Origin of the sequence: Halococcus sediminicola (genome assembly GCF_000755245.1) — an archaeon.
Lineage (GTDB): Archaea > Halobacteriota > Halobacteria > Halobacteriales > Halococcaceae > Halococcus > Halococcus sediminicola.
The window spans coordinates 462,496-478,774 of sequence record NZ_BBMP01000022.1 but is presented as its reverse complement, the minus strand read 5'-3'; the positions used below and the strand labels follow the sequence as shown (position 1 = coordinate 478,774).

Sequence of the window (16,279 nt, the reverse complement as noted above, 5' to 3'; positions counted from 1 at the left end):
AAACTTCCAGATACCTGCTGACCGACAGTATAATACCGAGTGCACGCCGAGAGTACGCGAAAGATGAGCGACGGCGCGCGCGTACTGGCGGGAGTGCTCTGTCTGGTGGTGCTCGCCAGCGCCGCCGTCCCGGCCGTCGCCCAGTCCGAAAGCGGCATCGGCACGGTCGAGGTTTCGGGCAGCGGCGTCATCGGCCCCGAATCCACCAACGGCTCGATCTATCTCTGGAGCGACGACTCGGTCAACGTCAGCGTCGGCTTCACCGACGACCCCGACGCGCGCAACTACCGCGTCTGTCTCGGTGCCAACCGGGAGGAGGCGACCCGCGAGCTCGACTGTGGTCTCGAAGCGCTCCCGAACGGAGCCAACGGCACCGCCGAGTTCACGAACGTCACGTGGCCGGCGAACGCCACCGGCCGACAGGGGCTAGTCGTCGAACTCCAGAAGCTCTCGAACGAGAGCAACGCGACGGTGCTCGACCGTAAGACCGTCCCGGTGACCGTACTCCGACGACAGGGCGACGTCGACGGCGACGGCCTGGCGAACGCCCGCGAGGTCGGGGCGGGCTACAACGTCTCGAACCCGGACATGGATTCCGACGGGCTGACCGACGGCGCGGAGGTCAACCAGTACGGCTCGGACCCACAGGACCCCGACAGCGACGGCGACGGCATCCGCGACGGCATCGAGATCCAGCGCGGGACCGACCCGACGGCGAGCGACACCGACGGCGACGGACTCGCCGACGACGTCGAGGCGACGCTCGGGACGAACCCCACGAACGACCTGACGCCCGTCTGGCTCGTCGTCGGGGTGTTGCTCGTCGTCGGCGTCCTCGTAGCCCTCGGCGCGTTCGTCCGTCGACAGTGGCGCGAACACGCCAGTGGGTTGTTGAATCTAGGTGCGGATGGGAGCTCCGAGCCGACGGCCGACCCCGAGGAAGTGGATGGGACTGATGATCCGAGTCCGCAGACCGAAGTCGCCGAGCCGATGCCGATGACCGACGAGGACCGCGTGCTGGCGCTGCTGCGCGAACACGGCGGACGGATGAAACAGTCCCACATCGTCGAGCGGACCGAGTGGTCGAAGGCGAAGGTGAGCCGACTGCTCTCGGCGATGAACGACGAGGGCACCGTCGAGAAGCTCTCGATCGGCCGCGAGAACATTATCAGCCTCGACGGCCACGGCCCGGAGGCCGCGCGCTCGCCACACGAGGAGAACGCGTCAGACTGAAGCGCCTCGCGCGCCTGCACTAGTCGATGGACGCAGCGCACGTCCGCGAGCGCGCCGCCGACCTCCCGCGCGAACCGGGCGTCTATCAGTTTCGAGCGGACGGGACGACCCTTTATGTGGGGAAGGCCGTCGATATCCGCGAGCGGGTGCGCTCGTACGCCGACCCGCGCTCGTACCGCATCGGGAAGATGGTCGAGCGCGCGAAAGAGATCGAGTGTGCGGTCACGGACACCGAGACGCAGGCCCTCCTGCTGGAGGCGAACCTCATCAAGCGCCACCAGCCACGGTACAACGTCCGCCTGAAGGACGACAAGTCGTATCCATTAGTGCAACTCACCGATCACGAGTTCCCGCGCATCGAGGTGACACGGGACCCGAACCCGGGTGCCGTGGCGTTCGGGCCGTACACCGAGCGCGGGCGCGTCGAGACCGTGGTGAAGGCACTCCGGGAGACCTACGGCGTGCGGGGCTGTTCGGATCACAAGTTTTCCGGACGCGATCGGCCCTGTCTCGACCACGACCTCGGACTCTGCACCGCGCCGTGTACCGGCGAGATCGGTGGTGAGGAGTACATCGCCGACGTCGAGTCCGTCGAGCGCTTTTTCGAGGGGAGTCCGGGACTGCTCGCCGATCCCCTCACTCGGGAGATGGAGCGCGCAACACAGAAGAAAAACTTCGAGCGGGCCGCGAACCTGCGCGATAAGCTTCAGGTCGTGGAATCGTTCCACGAGGGCGGCGGCGAGGCCGTGTCGGCCCAAACCGGTGAGGAGTGGGTCGACGTGCTGGGCGCGGTCGTCGAGGGTGAGAGCGCGACGGTCGCCAGATTACACAGCGAGGGCGGCCAGCTCGTCGAGCGCGACCGCCACACACTCTCGGTGCCCGACGACGGCGAGGAGGGTGTGGGGAGCGTGCTCGCGGCGTTCATCGTCCAGTATTACGCCGAGCGCTCGCTGCCCGATGCACTGCTGCTCTCGGAGCGATTCGTGGACGACGAACTCGACGACTGGCTCAGTAGTGAGAACGTCGCGGTGCGCGTTCCCGGTGCGGGGCGCGAAGCGACCCTCGTGGAGCTGGCGCTCAAAAACGCCCGCCGCGGACGCGGAAAGGCCGACGGGACGGCGGCACTCGCCGAACGCCTCGGCATCGAACGGGCGAACAGGATCGAGGGGTTCGACGTGAGCCACGCACAGGGCCGGGCCGCCGTCGGCAGCGACGTGACGTTCGTCGACGGTAGTCCCGAGAAATCCGACTACCGGCGAAAGAAATTGCAAGACGAAAACGACGACTACGCCAACATGCGCGCGCTTGTGGCGTGGCGCGCTCGGCGGGCCGTCGAGGGGCGAGATGATAGGCCGGAACCCGACCTGCTGCTCATCGACGGCGGCGAAGGGCAGTTGAACGCCGCGCGCGATGCGCTCTCCGAGGTCGGCTGGGACGTACCCGCGATCGGACTGGCGAAGGCCGAAGAACGCGTCGTCACCCCCGAGGGGAGTTTCGCGTGGCCCGACGACGCGCCCGAGCGCCACCTGCTCCAGCGCGTGCGCGACGAGTCCCATCGGTTCGCGGTGCAGTACCACCAGACCCTGCGCGACGAGGTGAAGACCGTGCTCGACGACGTCCCCGGCATCGGCCCGGAAACGAGAAAACGTCTGCTCCGGCGCTTCGGCAGCGTCGACGGGGTGCGCGCGGCCTCGCCCGACGAACTGCAGTCGGTCTCTGGAGTGGGCGAGAAGACCGCCACGACGATCCAGGGACGGCTCTGAGCTCGCGGCGCTGGACCGTTCGCGGATGGAAAACCACGTCACCGAAACTCGCGACGGTAGAGTCGCCCGAGCGTGATGACGGCGATCCCGACACAGACCAGTCCGGCCAGAAAGCCGATCGTGGGGCCAAGAGTCACGCCGGCACCGACGAGTGCGACGAGAAAGACGAGCATGTCCAGCTGTGAGCGGGTCTCGAACGCGAACGCGGACGTACGTTCGGTTTCCAGCGAGGACGGATCGACCATGATTGCAGAACCATCAGTCCGTAATAAGTTAAAGCTCCGTTTTCGGCGGGACGACCGTTATCCGGTACGTTTGCGGTGCTCGCGGCGTTGTTCGAGAGCACGATCGCGGAGCGCGTGCTGGTGATCGCCCGCGCAGACGAGGTCGGGCACCGGTCGCGTGCCATGCGAGCCGTCGACGGCGACGAAGGTGAAAAACGAGGTCGTCGTCTCGCGGAGTTCGTCGGCCGCCGGGCGTTCGGCCGTGACAGTGACTTTCACGTCCATACTCGTCCGCCCCGTCGCGAAGACGTAGCCCGAGAGCGTGACGATCTCGCCCTGCTCGATCGGCGCGAGAAATGCAACGCCCTCCATCGCCGCGGTGACGGTCAACCCACCCGAAAACCGCCGTGAGGCGATCGCCGCGCAGATGTCCATCCAGTGGAGCACCCGTCCGCCGAGCGCGCATCCCAAATTGTTGGTATCGGTCGGCATCAGGATCTCGCTCATCTCCGTGTACGACGCGCCGAGGGTCATTTCGCCAGCGTTCTCGTCGTCGACATTCCCGTCACCGGTACTCCCCTCATCGTTGACAGTCGTGCGATCGGCCGCGGCGTTCGCTTCGGCCACGCTCACCACTCCAGCGAGCCGCCGGTGCGGTACTCCGTTACCTGGGTCTCGAAGAAGTTCTTTTCTTTATTCAGGTCGGCGGCTGCCGAGAGCCACGGGAACGGGTTGTCAGTTCCGTACTCGGGGTCGAGATCGAGCTGGCCGAGCCGGCGGTCGGCGACGTACTCGACGTACTCGGCGAACTGGTCGGGGCCCATCCCGAGGATCTCCTCCGGGCAGGCCTCGCGGGCGTAGCGGCGTTCGAGATCGACGGCCTCGGTGACGAGTTCGCGGACCTCACGACCGAAGTCGGCGGTCCACGCGCCGGTCTCCGTGCGGATGGCATCGATGAGATCGACGCCGAATCCCAAATGCAGGGACTCGTCGCGCATGATGTACTCGAACTGCTGGCCGATGCCGGTCATCTTCCCCTGGCGCTTGAGCCCGAGCATCATCGCGAAGCCGGCGTAGAAGAAGATGCCCTCCATGATGACGTAAAAGCCGATCAGATCGCGCATGAACGCTCGAACGTCGTCTTGGCTATCGATCTCGAAGTCGTCGCGGTCGATTACTCTGGTGAGATCGACCACGAACTCGTCTTTCTCCTCGATGGCGGGAATCCGGTCGTACATCCCGTAGAGATAGTCCGGATCGAAGCCCAGACTGTCGCAGCAGTAGATGAACGTGTCCGTGTGGACGGCTTCCTCGTAGGCTTGACGGAGGAGATACTGGCGACACTCGGGGGCGGTGACGTGGTCGTAGACCGCGAGCACGATGTTGTTCGCGGTCAGCGATTCCGCGGTGGAGAAAAAACCCAGGTTCCACTCGACGAGTTGGCGCTCGGCGTCGGTGAGTTCACCCTCGTTCCATTGGCGAACGTCCTCGCCCATCGGGATCTCCTCGGGAACCCAGTTGTTCGCCACGCCGTCGCGGTAGTATTCGCGCGCCCACTCGTAGTCGATCGGCAGGATCTTGTTCGGGTCGTGTCCATCCGAATCGGTGGTGTAGGTGATCGGCATTACTGGCAGGCCTCGCAGGTCGGATCTTCGACCGTCGGAAGGTCGGTTTCGTCTCCGTCACCGTCGTCGGTGCTGTCGGTGTCTTCGGTGCCGTCGTCCTCCACGTCGCGCGTCTGCGTCCGGCCGTACTCGGCCATGTCGATAGTGGATTTCTCGAACTGGCTCGCGCCCAGCGTACGGAGATAGTAGGTCGTCTTCAGGCCGAGTTTCCAGGCCGTTCGGTAGACGTCGTCGAGCAGCGAGCCGTCCGTCGAGGGGAAGAAGACGTTGACCGACTGGCTCTGATCGAGCCAGATACACCTGTGAGCGGCGAGTTCGAGCTGGTGGCGCGGGTCGATCTCGAACGCGCCGCGATGGCGCTCGCGGATCTCCTCGGGAATTTCGGGAATATCCTGGATCGAGCCATCGTGATACTTGATCCGATCGAGCATCTCCTCGTCCCAGAGATCGCGCTCGTCGAGATCGGCGACGAGGCGGTCGTTGACGACGGTGAACTCGCCGCTCATGTTCGATTTGACGTAGAGATTCGAATAGAGCGGCTCGATCGAGGGGGTGGTGCCGGCGATCGTCGAGATCGTCGCCGTCGGCGCGATCGCCATCGTGTTCGAGTTGCGCATCCCGTGCTCGGCGACGTGCTCGCGAACTGGTCCCCAGTCGAGGCGTTCGGTCACGTCGATCGGGATCTCGCGATCGCGTTCGTCCTCCAACAGCGAGACGGTGTCCTGCGGGAAGAGATCGCGATCCCACTTCGAACCCTCGTAGGAGTCGTAGGGGCCGCGTTCCGCAGCGAGGCGTGAGGAATTGAGTATAGCGTGATAGGAGTGAAACTCCGCGATGCGGTCGGCGAAGTCGATGGCCTCGTCGCTCGCCATCGGGATGTCCTGCTCGATCAGCGCCTCGTGAAAGCCCATCATGCCGAGACCGACGGGTCGATGGCGGGTGTTCGAGCGCTCGGCGCGGTCGGTGGGATAGAAGTTGAGATCCACCACGTTGTCGAGCATCCGCATCGCCGTCTCGATGGTGTCGGCGAGGCGCTCGCGATCGATCCCGTCCTCGCCGACGTGGCGAGCGAGATTCACCGAGCCGAGATTGCAGACCGCGGTCTCCTCGGCGGAGGTGTTGAGCGTGATCTCGGTACAGAGATTCGAGGAGTTGACGACGCCCGCGTGGTTCTGGGGCGAACGGACGTTGCAGGCGTCCTTGAACGTGAGCCACGGATGGCCGGTCTCGAACAGGCGGGTGAGCATCGTTCGCCAGAGCTCGGTGGCGTCGCGGCGCTCGTACTGGTCGATCTCGCCCTCGTCGGCCTGGCGCTCGTACTCGCAATAGCGTTGCTCGAACGCCTCGCCATAGGTTCCGTGGAGATCGGACGTTTCGTCGGGCGAGAACAAGGTCCATCGCTCGTCGTTCTCGACGCGCTTCATGAACAGATCGGGCACCCACGCCGCGGTGTTCATCTCGTGGGTGCGCCGGCGCTCGTCGCCCGTGTTGCGCTTCAGATCCAGGAAGGCCGGGAAGTCGAGATGCCACGGTTCGAGATAGGCACACGCCGCACCGCGGCGCTTTCCCGACCGGTTGATCGCCGCGGTCACGTCGTTCGAGATGTTGAGGAACGGGACCGTGCCCGTCGATTCGACGCCCGTCGATGCGATGCGTGCGCCCGCCGCCCGGACGTTCGTCCAGTCGTTGCCGAGCCCGCCGGACCACTTCGAGAGCTTCGCGTGGGCCTTGTACGAATCGAAGATCCCCTCTAGATCGTCCGGCACGGTCGTGAGATAGCACGACGAGAGCTGCGGGTGGGTCGTCCCGGCGTGAAACAGCGTCGGCGTCGAGAAGACGAAGCGGAGGGTGGAGAGTTCGTTGTAGAATTCCTTCGCGCGCGCGAGGCGCTCGCCTGCGGGTTCGGCGAGTGCGATGCCCATCGCGACGCGCATCCAGAACGCCTGTGGAAGCTCGATCGGTTCGTCGTCGATGGTGAGGAAGTACCGCTGGGCGAGCGTCGTCATCGCCATGTATTCGAGTCGGTCGTCGCGCGCGGGATCGAGGTGGTCGGCGAGTGCGTCGAGATCGTACTCGCCCATCCGTTCGTCGAGGAGATCCGCTTCGATGCCGCGCTCGATCCCCCATCTGAATGTCTCGCGGTAGCCCGTTTCGGGGATCTCCTCCGGGCCGGGTTCCTCGCCCGTGACGTCGCGGTAGTGCTGATGGCGGAACACCGCGGCGGCGAGCCGTTTGTACCCCGGCTCGTGCTCGATGCGGGCGGTCAACACCCCGATCAGCGCCTCGCGGGCCGCCACGTCGGCCGCGCCCGCGTAGAGGTCGCGTTCGGTCGCGGCGACGACGTCCGCGGCGGCGCTCTCGGTGATGATCTCCTCGCCGTCCGGGCGCGCTCGGTCGAGCGCCCGGCGAACGACGTCCGCTTGGGTGGCCTGTGCTCCTTCGCTCATGGTGTGGCTGACTGTCGGCACATGGTTGTGACTCGCTGTCGATCGCTGTCCGGCGGTTTCCGTCGACCGGGAACCGCGTCCGTATCGAACGGGCACGCGGAACTCGCATAAACCTTTCCAATACTGCTTTCAGTAATACAACTATGTTTGTGTTACGGTGGGTTCGGAACGGACGACCGGTTAGAACTCGGCTTCCGGCGGCACGTCTTCTTCGGGTGGAACGCCCCCTTTGCTTTCGAGATCGAACTCGTTGCGGAGTTCGCGGATGCGATCGCGGATGTCCGCCGCGAGCTCGAACTCCAGGTTGCCGGCGGCCTCGTCCATCCGATCTTCGAGGTCGGCGACGAGTTCTCTGGCTTCCTCGGTTGAGTCCGGTTCGAGGGTCGCCGTGCCTCCAGTATCGGTCTCCGATCCGGGGAGGTTCGTCTCGCCGACCTCCTTCTCGATGGTCCGTGGCTCGAAGCCGTGCTCGGCGTTGTACTCCTGCTGGATCTCGCGGCGGCGCTGGGTCTCGTCGATCGCCGACTCCATCGAGTCGGTCACGTCGTCGGCGTAGAGTACCACTTCGCCGTTGACGTTTCTCGCTGCGCGACCCATCGTCTGGACGAGCGTGGTTTCCGAGCGGAGGAACCCCTCCTGATCGGCGTCGAGGATCGCCACCAGCGAGACTTCGGGAATGTCGAGGCCCTCACGGAGGAGGTTGATGCCCACGAGCACGTCGAACTCCCCCAAACGAAGGCCGCGGACGAGTTCGTGGCGTTCGAGCGTGTCCGTCTCGTCGTGCATGTACTCGACGGCGATGCCGGCCTCTTCGAGGTATTCGGTGAGGTCCTCGGCCATCCGCTTGGTGAGCGTGGTGACGAGGATCCGCTCGTCGCGCTCGACGCGCCCGTCGATCCGTTCGAGGAGATCGTCGATCTGGCCGTCGACCGGCGAGATCTCGACCTTCGGATCGACGAGATGGGTGGGCCGAACGATCTGCTCGACGATCTGTTCGGACTGCTCACGCTCGTAGTCGGCAGGCGTCGCGCTCACGTAGAGAGTCTGGCCGGTCTTTTCGGCGAACTCGGGCTGGCGGAGCGGACGGTTGTCGTAGGCCGTCGGCAGGCGGAAACCGTTGCCCACCAGCGAGTCCTTGCGGGATTTGTCGCCCGCGAACTGACCCCTGATCTGGGGCACGGTCTGGTGGGATTCGTCGATGACAGTCAGAAAGTCGTCGGGGAAGTAGTCCAGGAGGGTGAACGGCGCGTCACCCGAATCGCGGTCGGAGAGATGCACCGAATAGTTCTCGATGCCCGAGCAGTAGCCCGTCTCGCGCAACATTTCGAGGTCGAAAGTGGTGCGCTCCTCGATGCGCTGGGCCGCGACGAGGTCGCCCTCGCGCTCGAAATAGGAGACCCGTTCGTCCATCAGCTCCTCGATTTCCCCGATGGCCGTTTCGAGGCGATTTTCGGGGATCGAGTAGTGCTCTGCGGGGTGGATGAGGACGGCCGGCTCCTCGCTTTTGACCTCGCCTTCGAGCGGGTCGAGTTTCGTCAAGCGGTCGATTTCGTCGCCCCAGAACTCGACCCGAACGGCGAAACGGCCGTACATCGGGAAGATTTCCACCGTATCGCCCCGAACACGGAAGGTGCCCTGCGTGAAGTCGACGTCGTTGCGCTCGTAGTTCAGATCGACGAGACCCTTCAACAACTCGTCGCGGTCGATCTCCTGACCCACTTCGAGTTCGAGGCTCATATCGATGTAGTTCTTCGGGTCACCGAGCCCGTAGATCGCGGAGACGGAGGCGACCACGATCACGTCGTCGCGGGTGAGCAGCGAGCGCGTCGCGGAGTGTCTGAGCCGGTCGATCTCGTCGTTGATCGAGGCGTCCTTGTCGATGTAGGTGTCGCTGGCCTCGACGTAGGCCTCGGGCTGGTAGTAGTCGTAGTACGAGACGAAATACTCGACGGCGTTGTCCGGGAAGAGGTTGCGGAACTCCTCGTAGAGCTGTGCGGCGAGGGTCTTGTTGTGCGCGATGACGAGCGTCGGTTTCTGGATTTCCTCGACGACCCACGAGACGGTATTCGTTTTACCGGACCCCGTGACCCCGAGCAGGGTCTGGGCGTCCATCCCCTGCTCGAACCCCGCCGCGAGCTGTTCGATGGCTTCGGGCTGATCGCCCGCGGGATCGAACGGTGCCTCGACGCGAAACGGGATCTCCTTTCCGGGACGGTCCGGCTGGAGCGGGCCGGACTGGGTATCACTCATTGACCAATAGAGGGGCTGGAGCCACTTGACGCGCTCGCTCGGGGTGAATCAGCCACCGATCGACGTGCGGAACAATCAGGGAATTCCGACGTACCGATGCCGACGATAGAGATAGAACAGCGCGACGGGCACGCTAACGGCGTAAACGACGACGGTGAATAGCGCACCGAGATGGAGCAAACCGATGAGACCGTACAGATACTGATTCGGTTGCCAATCGAGATTGCCCCGATGGACGACGCGAGCATCCATGAATAAACTGATGGAAAATATCGGCGCGCTCGCCCACGTTATTACCACGAAAACGAGCGTTCCAAGGAGAAAAAGGAGTGATTCGATTCCTTGGGGAGCAAGCTGGCTCGGGTCAGTTTCGGGTACGACAGCAGTGGTGAGCTTGACACCTGCCCATGCGACCCAGACAAACAGTAGCAGTACGAGCGTCGTGGCGATTCCGTACCACCATCGCGATGAGAACGATGTAGTCATACGACTACTGACCACTCAGCGGCTAATAAAATAATAGTGGGCGTGTCGACTCAGTCGCCCTCGCCGGTCTCGATCGGGGTGCGGATCATGCTGCCCCACTCGGTCCACGAGCCGTCGTAGTTCCGCACGTCCTCGAAGCCGAGCAGTTCGCGCAGCGCGAACCACTCGATCGAAGAGCGCTCGCCGACGCGGCAGTAGGCGATGGTCGACTCCTCGCCGTCGACGCCGGCCTCGGCGTAGAGTTCGCGGAGTTCGTCGGCACTTTTGAACGTGTCGTCGTCGTTCAGAATGGTCGCGATGGGGACGTTCGACGCACCGGGGATGTGACCGCCGCGCTGGGCGGTCTCCTGCAGTCCCTCGGGGGCGATGACCTCGCCGGAGAACTCCTCGGGCGAGCGCACGTCGACCATCGGCAGTCCCTGCTCGATGGCCGTGTCGACGTCGTCGCGGTAGGCACGGATCGATTCGAAGGGACCACGGGCGTTGTAATCCTGGGCACTGAAGTCGGGGACCTCGTCGGTGAGCGGGTAGTCGTTTGCGACCCAGTAGCCCTTCCCGCCGTCGAGCACCTTCGCGTCCTCGTGGCCGTAGTATTTGGCCTGCCAGTAGGCGAACAGCGCGAACCAGTTGGGAACCCGGCCACCACCGTAGAACACTATCGTGTCGTCCTCGGTGATGCCCGCCTCGCCCATCGTCTCCTCGAAGGCGTCCTTCGAGAGGATGTCGCGGTTGTGCTGGTCGGTGAAGTCCTCCTCCCAGTCGAAGAAGATCGCGCCGGGCGCGTGACCCTCCTCGTAGGCGGTGTACTCCGAGTCCGCCGTGACGGTGGGGTTGTTCACTTCTAGCAGTCGGTAGTCGGAATCGTCGCTCTGGAACTCGTCGAGGTGCTCCTCGACCCAGTCAGCCGAGACGAGCACGTCGTTCGCGTAATCACTCATGACCATCCCTCCCTTCGACGCGAAGGTATATATTACCGGTACTTTCGGCAGGTTCCGCCACTACTGCGCACTTCCCGGCAATTTTTTCCCGTATATTCGTGCGTTCACGGCCCGCCGTGCACAAAGCGACGCTCGGAATCACAGAGAAGGACGAAAGGCGGGTTCGGTTGCCGGTATCGGATGTTCTCACGGAAGTGCCTGCGCCTGCCGGCACGGAGCGTATTTGCACGGATTCCCAGTATCGAGTATGCAGTGTACGGTTTGTGGAGCCGACATCCACAAGGAGGACGAACCGGAGCAGGCCGAACACGAGGGCGAGACGTACTACTTCGACTCGACGGAGTGCCAAGAGCGCTTCGAGGAGAATCCCGGCGAGTACGCCTGACGACGGGCATTCGGTCAGGGGACGACGCCGACGGTGAGCAGCGTCCCGAAGGTACGATAGCGCTCGACCATCGCCTCGCGGCTCTCGAACTCGTCGGTCGGAAACTCCTCGCTCGGTGGAATCTCGATGTCGCGGTCGGGGATGGTGTCCTGCGCGGCGACGTGAAAGCCCGCCTCGCGGAACGCCTCCCGATACTCGGCCATCGTCCAGCGGGTCATCGCCACACTGATCGAATCCTCCCAGTCGTGGCTGTGGACGTTCTCCTCGTAGTAGTTGACCGCACAGGAGAACGTCCCACCCGGGCGCAGCGTGCGCCGGAGTTCACGGAGAGCCGCGTGGGGGTCGGCGGCGTAGTAGAACGCCTCCATCGAGAAGGCGTGATCGAGGGAGTTCTCGGCGAACGGGAGGTGGTCGAAATCGCCGACGAGAAACTCGATATTATCTGAATCGGTGTACGACCGGGCGTTGCGTGCCATCTCGGGTGAACCGTCGAGACCGCAGACGGACGCACCCGTCGCCTCGTGGAGAGCACGTCCGGCATAGCCGCTGCCGGTGCCCAGATCGAGCACGCGCTCACCCGGCTCGACGGGCATCCGCGCGAGGGCGTGTTTGGCGGTGTGCCAGTGGCGCTCTTCCATCCCGCGGTCGCGCCCCTCGGCGGCCCACGCGTCGAACTCCTCTCTGACGGTCATGGCGGGACGAAGCGGGCGGGGGTGAAAACCCGTTCGACGGACGGCGGGGACGGGAGACGGTCGTGAGAGCGCAGGCGTCTTGAGGCCGGACCGTGAGCCATCGGTATGGCGAGATGGAGGCCCCGTTTTCAGGTGGCGGACATCGCCCAGCAGGTCGTCGGCGGGTTCTTGCTCGCCGGACCGTTCGTCGTCACCGAGGAGGTCTGGACGCTCGCGACGAACATGGGGCCGCTGAACACCGTGTTCACTGTTGCCATCGTCCTCACCATCGGCTACGGCGCGCTCTACAAGGCCGACGACGACCGCGACCCGGAGCGTGAGCACGCCGTCGTGGGGGTGCCGGTGCGATTCATCTCGCTGATGGGCGTCGCCTTCGGGTCGGTGGTCATCCTCGCGATGGTGTTCGACGCGCCGGAGACGTTTCTCGGAACGATCGCGCCCGAGGAGCGGCTGCTGACGACGCTGCGGGCCATCTCGGTGGGAGCGGTGTTCAGCGTCGTCGGGGCGGCCACCGCCGACAGCGTTTTCTGATATGCGCAGGGATTAAGACGCCCCCCGCCGCCGTTCGGTGCATGGATTACGCGCTCGCAGTCGAGGACACTCCCGAGACGATCGCCGGCGGGACCGGCGTGCTCCTGGTGCACCCGAGCACGGGTGAAACTGACAGAATCGACACCGACTTCCTCAAGACCGACACGGACCACTTTTTGGTGGTCTCGACACGAACCACCGCCCGCGAAGTCGAACAGAAACTCGAACACTACGACGTCGACCGGGAGAAGGCGACGATTCTGGATGCCCTGAGCATCGAGCGCGGCTACTCGCGGCGGTCCGGCGAAGGAGTCCATTACGTCTCCTCGCCGGACGATCTGGAGGGCATCGTCGAGACCGTCGGCGAGTTTCTCGACACGCATTCGGGAAAGCTCCGCGTGAGCGTCGACTCGGTCACCGAGATGGCCTACTACGCCGACGAGGAGCGCGCCCGCGAGGCCGTCGCGGCGCTGCTCGACCTCCTGGAGACTCACGACGCCGTCGGACTGTTCCACCTCGCGGAGGAAGTCCACGACGAGTCGGTCGTCGAGGACTATCGGGAACTGTTCGACGGCGTGATTTCGCTCGATATCGACGGCGAGGTTCGCGGCACGTTCTAATCGAGTTTCTCGAAGGTCTTCGTCGCCCACTCGACGGCGTAGTCGGGACCGTACTCGCGGTAGGCACGGGTGTCGAGCGCACCGAAGGGCGTCGGAATCGCGACGTCGTGTTTGACCCCGCTACAAGCGAGTTCGGCGGCCGCCGCAAAGGAGGTCTCGCCGGCGGCGATCTCGCCCGGTAGGTCGGCGAGCCGGGGCGCGAGGCGTTCGCCGGCGTCGGTCCACGCGGCGTGGAGTTCCGGATAATCGTCCTCCCAGTCGGCGAAGATATCGTATGTTGCGCGGCCGAGACAGGCGTCGTAGAGCGCGGCGGCGAGTTGGTACGTGCCTGCGGGGTCGAGCGAGGTTGCCTCGTCGAGGTCGCGGTAGCGCTCGCCGAAGAAGCCGAGGAACTGCTCCGGTTCGCCGAGACCGACTTCGACCAGCGCCTCGGCGACGAGGAAGTCGACGAACGACTCGGGTGAGCCCGCGAGCCGAGGTTTGACGAACACCGTGGGTGGATGGGTCTGGGTAGTCCACGCGACGCCGCCGTCGCCGGGCATGCCGACCGTGAACGAGCTGCTGGCGTAGTCGCGGAGGGGTTCGGGCGCATCGGATGGAAGCCACTCGGCGGGGTAGGAAACGGGGTCGAGCGACTCACAGAGCGGCCCGAGCGATTCGGCGACCGCCGGGTCGAGCGTCTCGAAGTCCCGTTCGGTGTCGAGGACCAGCGCGTCGGGGGCGTGCTCGTCGCGGACGGCCGCGAGTTCGCCCGAGAGGTCGCGCGGGTCGAACATCTACGCGAGCGCGAGCGCGACGATGATGCCCACCGAGAGTAGCGCGGCGACGCCGACCGTCCCCAGCACGATTTTGGTTGCCTGACTCATGGAGAGGGGTTCTCGCGGCCCCCTGTTAAGTGCTTCAATCCCCGCGTCGGAGCGCTTCGGCGGTGTGGCGGCGTGCGGTGGCGGTTGCGGCGCGGGTCGCGGTCGTGGTTGCGGTGCTGTGGCGGTTTGCGGTTGCGCGGGCGGTTGCGGGGCTGTAGTGGAGTTGTGGTGGTTGCGGGGCTGGTGGCTGGAGCGTGTCCGGCGTCGGCCGGGCGCGCGACGACGGGAAAGGTAGGACCTGCTGTGCAGAGCAGTAGCAGCAGATAACGGACTCGGCGCAGGCCGGGCCACGCGCCCGGCGCGCGCAATGCGTTGCGGTTGCGGCCTGGTGGACATAAAAAGGGCGAACGAGCGCGCCAAGCGCGAGCGAGGGCTTTCGGGTTAGTCGCCGTGCCAGGATTCGGGCACTTCGATGACGTACTGGCCGTCCTCCTGGAGGGCGATGATGTACTCCTCGCGGTTGTAGAGTTCCATCAAGTTGAGTTCGTACTGGCCGGGTTCAAGGATCTTGATGCTCTCGAACTGGTCGTCGAGTTCCTGCCGGAGCGCCGCCATCTCCGAATCGTCATCCGTGTCGTTCCCGTCGTCGCCGGTGTCGGACGAGGGGTCGGTTTCGGCTGCGGAGGAAGTATTAGGTTCGCCGCCGGTCTCGGAGGTTGCGCCCGCGGCGAGTTCGTCGGGTGAGGCGACGTCGCGCCGGGCGTCGGCCTGTGCGCTGTCTTCGGTGTCGACGGCTGTCGGGCCGTCGACGGATGAATCGCCGGTTGGTGGGGGCTGAGTCGGTGCTTGGCCGTCGGCAGAGCGGGATTCGGGCGTGTCTGCGGTGTCGGCCGCCGACTGTGTGGCGCTCGATGCGCGCGCGTCGGCCGCCGGTTCGAATCGGAACTTGTTGCCGCCACAGTCCGGACAGCCCGACAGCATCTCCTTCGAGCCGTCGGGGAACGTGTGGCCGCAGTCGGTGCACTGGTGGGGCATTAGCGGGACGTGGCCGCCGAGCGCAAAGAGGGCGTCGGCGGCGTTGCAGGGGAAGTGACGGGTGGGCGATCACTTGCGCGTGACGAGCGCCGAGATGAGCGTCTCGTCCTTGTGGAGGGTTTCGAGACGGTTGGCCGGCCCGATGACGGTGAGTTTCGTCTCCGTCTCGCGACCCATCAGCCGGTCGAGGAATCCCCCACCGGATTTCGTCGAGCCGGGGTAGGTCTCGATCTCGATGCCGGTGAATTCGTCGGGGCTGATCTCGGTCATCGTCACCTCGATGAGCTTCGACTCCTCGTCGGGGTCGAGACCCTCTTCGAGGATGACGATGTTACCGTCGTGGACGCTGTCGAGGATCAGTCGAATCTTCTCCATGCTTGCGAGCTGGTCCATCCGCTCGCCGCTGATCATGTCCAGTTGGACGCCGCTGCCGTCGGCGTCGCCGGTGGAGTCGTCTGCTTCGGACATCAGCCGAAGTACTCCGCGATTTTCTCGTACACCTCGTCCATGTTCTCACCTTCGAGCGCCGACAGGGGAACGGTCTCGTGTTGAGGGAAGGCGTTCTTGATGCGCTGGATGCTCGCGTCCTCGAGGTCGATCTTGTTGGCGAAGATCAGGACGGGGAGGTCCTGGCTCTCGATGATGCCGACGAGCATCGTGTTCACCTGAGTGAAGGGGTCTTCGGCCGAGTCGAGCACGTAGATGACGCCGTCGACGTCCTCGCGCAGCCAGTGCATCGCCTCGGCGACGCCCTCGGTCGCCTCTCTGGACCGGCGCACGGCGTCGTCCTTCTCCATATCGTGCTCGATGAACTCCTCGTAGTCGACCTTCGTGGCCACACCTGGTGTATCGACGATGTCGATGTTCACCGACTTGCCGTTGCGCTCGATCTCGATGTCCTCCTTTCGCCGGGCGCGCCGCGTTTCGTGGGGAATGTGGCTCTCCGGCCCCACGGCGTCGCCGGTCCAGTCGCGCGCGATGCGGTTCGCGAGCGTCGTCTTGCCCGCGTTCGGCGGTCCGTAGATGCCGATGCGGCGCTGTTTCTGCCCGCCCGAAAAGAGGTCCGAAATGCTGTCTCTGAGTCCTGCGAGTAGTCCCATTAGTCTCTCCCACCCGCCCGTCGGGCGAATTCGGGCGTACAACGATACTGCATACACATAAACCCACGTCAGACACGTATCAGGCTTGCTGATTCGTTCTGACGGCCGCTCGCTCGAACCCCCACCGTTTCGAGTCGACCGGTC

At 64.8% G+C, this 16,279-nt stretch carries 18 protein-coding genes; 5 read left to right on the top strand and 13 right to left on the bottom strand.

From position 1 onward, the window contains the following. Positions 1–63 precede the first annotated feature (63 nt). Together ACP97_RS11600 and ACP97_RS11595 are read left to right on the top strand one after the other, a co-directional pair. Positions 64–1,233, top strand: a complete 1,170-nt coding sequence (locus tag ACP97_RS11600) for a helix-turn-helix transcriptional regulator (RefSeq protein WP_049997969.1) — start codon at positions 64–66, stop codon at positions 1,231–1,233. Positions 1,234–1,259: 26 nt separating this feature from the next. Beyond that, entirely contained in the window at positions 1,260–2,996 is a 1,737-nt protein-coding gene (locus ACP97_RS11595; protein WP_049997968.1) for an excinuclease ABC subunit C, read from the top strand. 38 nt (positions 2,997–3,034) lie between these two features. On the opposite strand, the gene ACP97_RS11590 is transcribed toward ACP97_RS11595, so the two are convergent. The 7 genes from ACP97_RS11590 to ACP97_RS11565 all read right to left on the bottom strand — a co-directional run bounded on the left by ACP97_RS11590 (position 3,035) and on the right by ACP97_RS11565 (position 10,966). Then, positions 3,035–3,241 carry a hypothetical protein gene (locus tag ACP97_RS11590; protein ID WP_049997967.1) on the bottom strand — a complete coding sequence of 69 codons (207 nt, stop codon included), beginning with the start codon at positions 3,239–3,241 and terminating at the stop codon, positions 3,035–3,037. Positions 3,242–3,298: 57 nt separating this feature from the next. Continuing rightward, entirely contained in the window at positions 3,299–3,754 is a 456-nt protein-coding gene (locus tag ACP97_RS11585; protein ID WP_049998495.1) for an acyl-CoA thioesterase, read from the bottom strand. A 95-nt stretch (positions 3,755–3,849) separates the two neighbouring features. Then, a complete protein-coding gene (locus tag ACP97_RS11580; RefSeq protein WP_049997966.1) occupies positions 3,850–4,845 on the bottom strand; it encodes a ribonucleotide-diphosphate reductase subunit beta in 996 nt (331 codons plus the stop codon). Then, a complete protein-coding gene (locus tag ACP97_RS11575) occupies positions 4,845–7,388 on the bottom strand; it encodes a ribonucleoside-diphosphate reductase subunit alpha (RefSeq protein WP_079977621.1) in 2,544 nt (847 codons plus the stop codon). Before ACP97_RS11575 ends, ACP97_RS11580 begins: the two co-directional genes overlap by 1 nt. A gap of 84 nt (positions 7,389–7,472) precedes the next feature. After that, entirely contained in the window at positions 7,473–9,542 is a 2,070-nt protein-coding gene (gene uvrB, locus ACP97_RS11570) for an excinuclease ABC subunit UvrB (protein WP_049997964.1), read from the bottom strand. A 75-nt stretch (positions 9,543–9,617) separates the two neighbouring features. Then, positions 9,618–10,028 carry a hypothetical protein gene (locus ACP97_RS19925; protein WP_154020002.1) on the bottom strand — a complete coding sequence of 137 codons (411 nt, stop codon included), beginning with the start codon at positions 10,026–10,028 and terminating at the stop codon, positions 9,618–9,620. A gap of 50 nt (positions 10,029–10,078) precedes the next feature. Further along, complete coding sequence (locus tag ACP97_RS11565) at positions 10,079–10,966, bottom strand: sulfurtransferase (RefSeq protein WP_049998494.1); 888 nt, start codon at positions 10,964–10,966, stop codon at positions 10,079–10,081. 247 nt (positions 10,967–11,213) lie between these two features. Here ACP97_RS11565 and ACP97_RS11560 point away from each other — a divergent pair, with 247 nt between their 5' ends. Further along, positions 11,214–11,351, top strand: coding sequence for a YHS domain-containing protein (locus ACP97_RS11560; RefSeq protein ID WP_049997963.1), 138 nt, complete (start codon positions 11,214–11,216; stop codon positions 11,349–11,351). Between the two features lie 14 nt (positions 11,352–11,365). On the opposite strand, the gene ACP97_RS11555 is transcribed toward ACP97_RS11560, so the two are convergent. Continuing rightward, positions 11,366–12,043 (bottom strand): class I SAM-dependent methyltransferase, encoded by a 678-nt coding sequence (locus ACP97_RS11555; RefSeq protein WP_049997962.1) that lies wholly within the window; start codon positions 12,041–12,043, stop codon positions 11,366–11,368. Positions 12,044–12,148: 105 nt separating this feature from the next. On the opposite strand from ACP97_RS11555, the gene ACP97_RS11550 reads away from it, so the two are divergent. After that, complete coding sequence (locus ACP97_RS11550; RefSeq protein WP_049997961.1) at positions 12,149–12,574, top strand: DUF2391 family protein; 426 nt, start codon at positions 12,149–12,151, stop codon at positions 12,572–12,574. A 41-nt stretch (positions 12,575–12,615) separates the two neighbouring features. Further along, positions 12,616–13,194 carry a DUF7090 family protein gene (locus ACP97_RS11545; RefSeq protein ID WP_049997960.1) on the top strand — a complete coding sequence of 193 codons (579 nt, stop codon included), beginning with the start codon at positions 12,616–12,618 and terminating at the stop codon, positions 13,192–13,194. On the opposite strand, the gene ACP97_RS11540 is transcribed toward ACP97_RS11545, so the two are convergent. The 5 genes from ACP97_RS11540 to ACP97_RS11525 form a co-directional block, all read right to left on the bottom strand. Continuing rightward, entirely contained in the window at positions 13,191–13,970 is a 780-nt protein-coding gene (locus ACP97_RS11540; protein ID WP_049997959.1) for a DUF7089 family protein, read from the bottom strand. The two genes, ACP97_RS11545 and ACP97_RS11540, sit on opposite strands and share 4 nt — an antisense overlap. Continuing rightward, the gene (locus ACP97_RS21430; RefSeq protein ID WP_449404922.1) at positions 13,971–14,060 is read right to left on the bottom strand and encodes a hypothetical protein; all 90 of its coding nucleotides are present in this window, start codon (positions 14,058–14,060) and stop codon (positions 13,971–13,973) included. A gap of 381 nt (positions 14,061–14,441) precedes the next feature. After that, positions 14,442–15,035 carry an OapC/ArvC family zinc-ribbon domain-containing protein gene (locus ACP97_RS11535; protein WP_049997958.1) on the bottom strand — a complete coding sequence of 198 codons (594 nt, stop codon included), beginning with the start codon at positions 15,033–15,035 and terminating at the stop codon, positions 14,442–14,444. Between the two features lie 69 nt (positions 15,036–15,104). After that, complete coding sequence (locus ACP97_RS11530; RefSeq protein WP_049997957.1) at positions 15,105–15,503, bottom strand: DUF2073 domain-containing protein; 399 nt, start codon at positions 15,501–15,503, stop codon at positions 15,105–15,107. Next, entirely contained in the window at positions 15,503–16,135 is a 633-nt protein-coding gene (locus ACP97_RS11525; protein ID WP_049997956.1) for an Era-like GTP-binding protein, read from the bottom strand. Before ACP97_RS11525 ends, ACP97_RS11530 begins: the two co-directional genes overlap by 1 nt. Positions 16,136–16,279 lie beyond the last annotated feature (144 nt).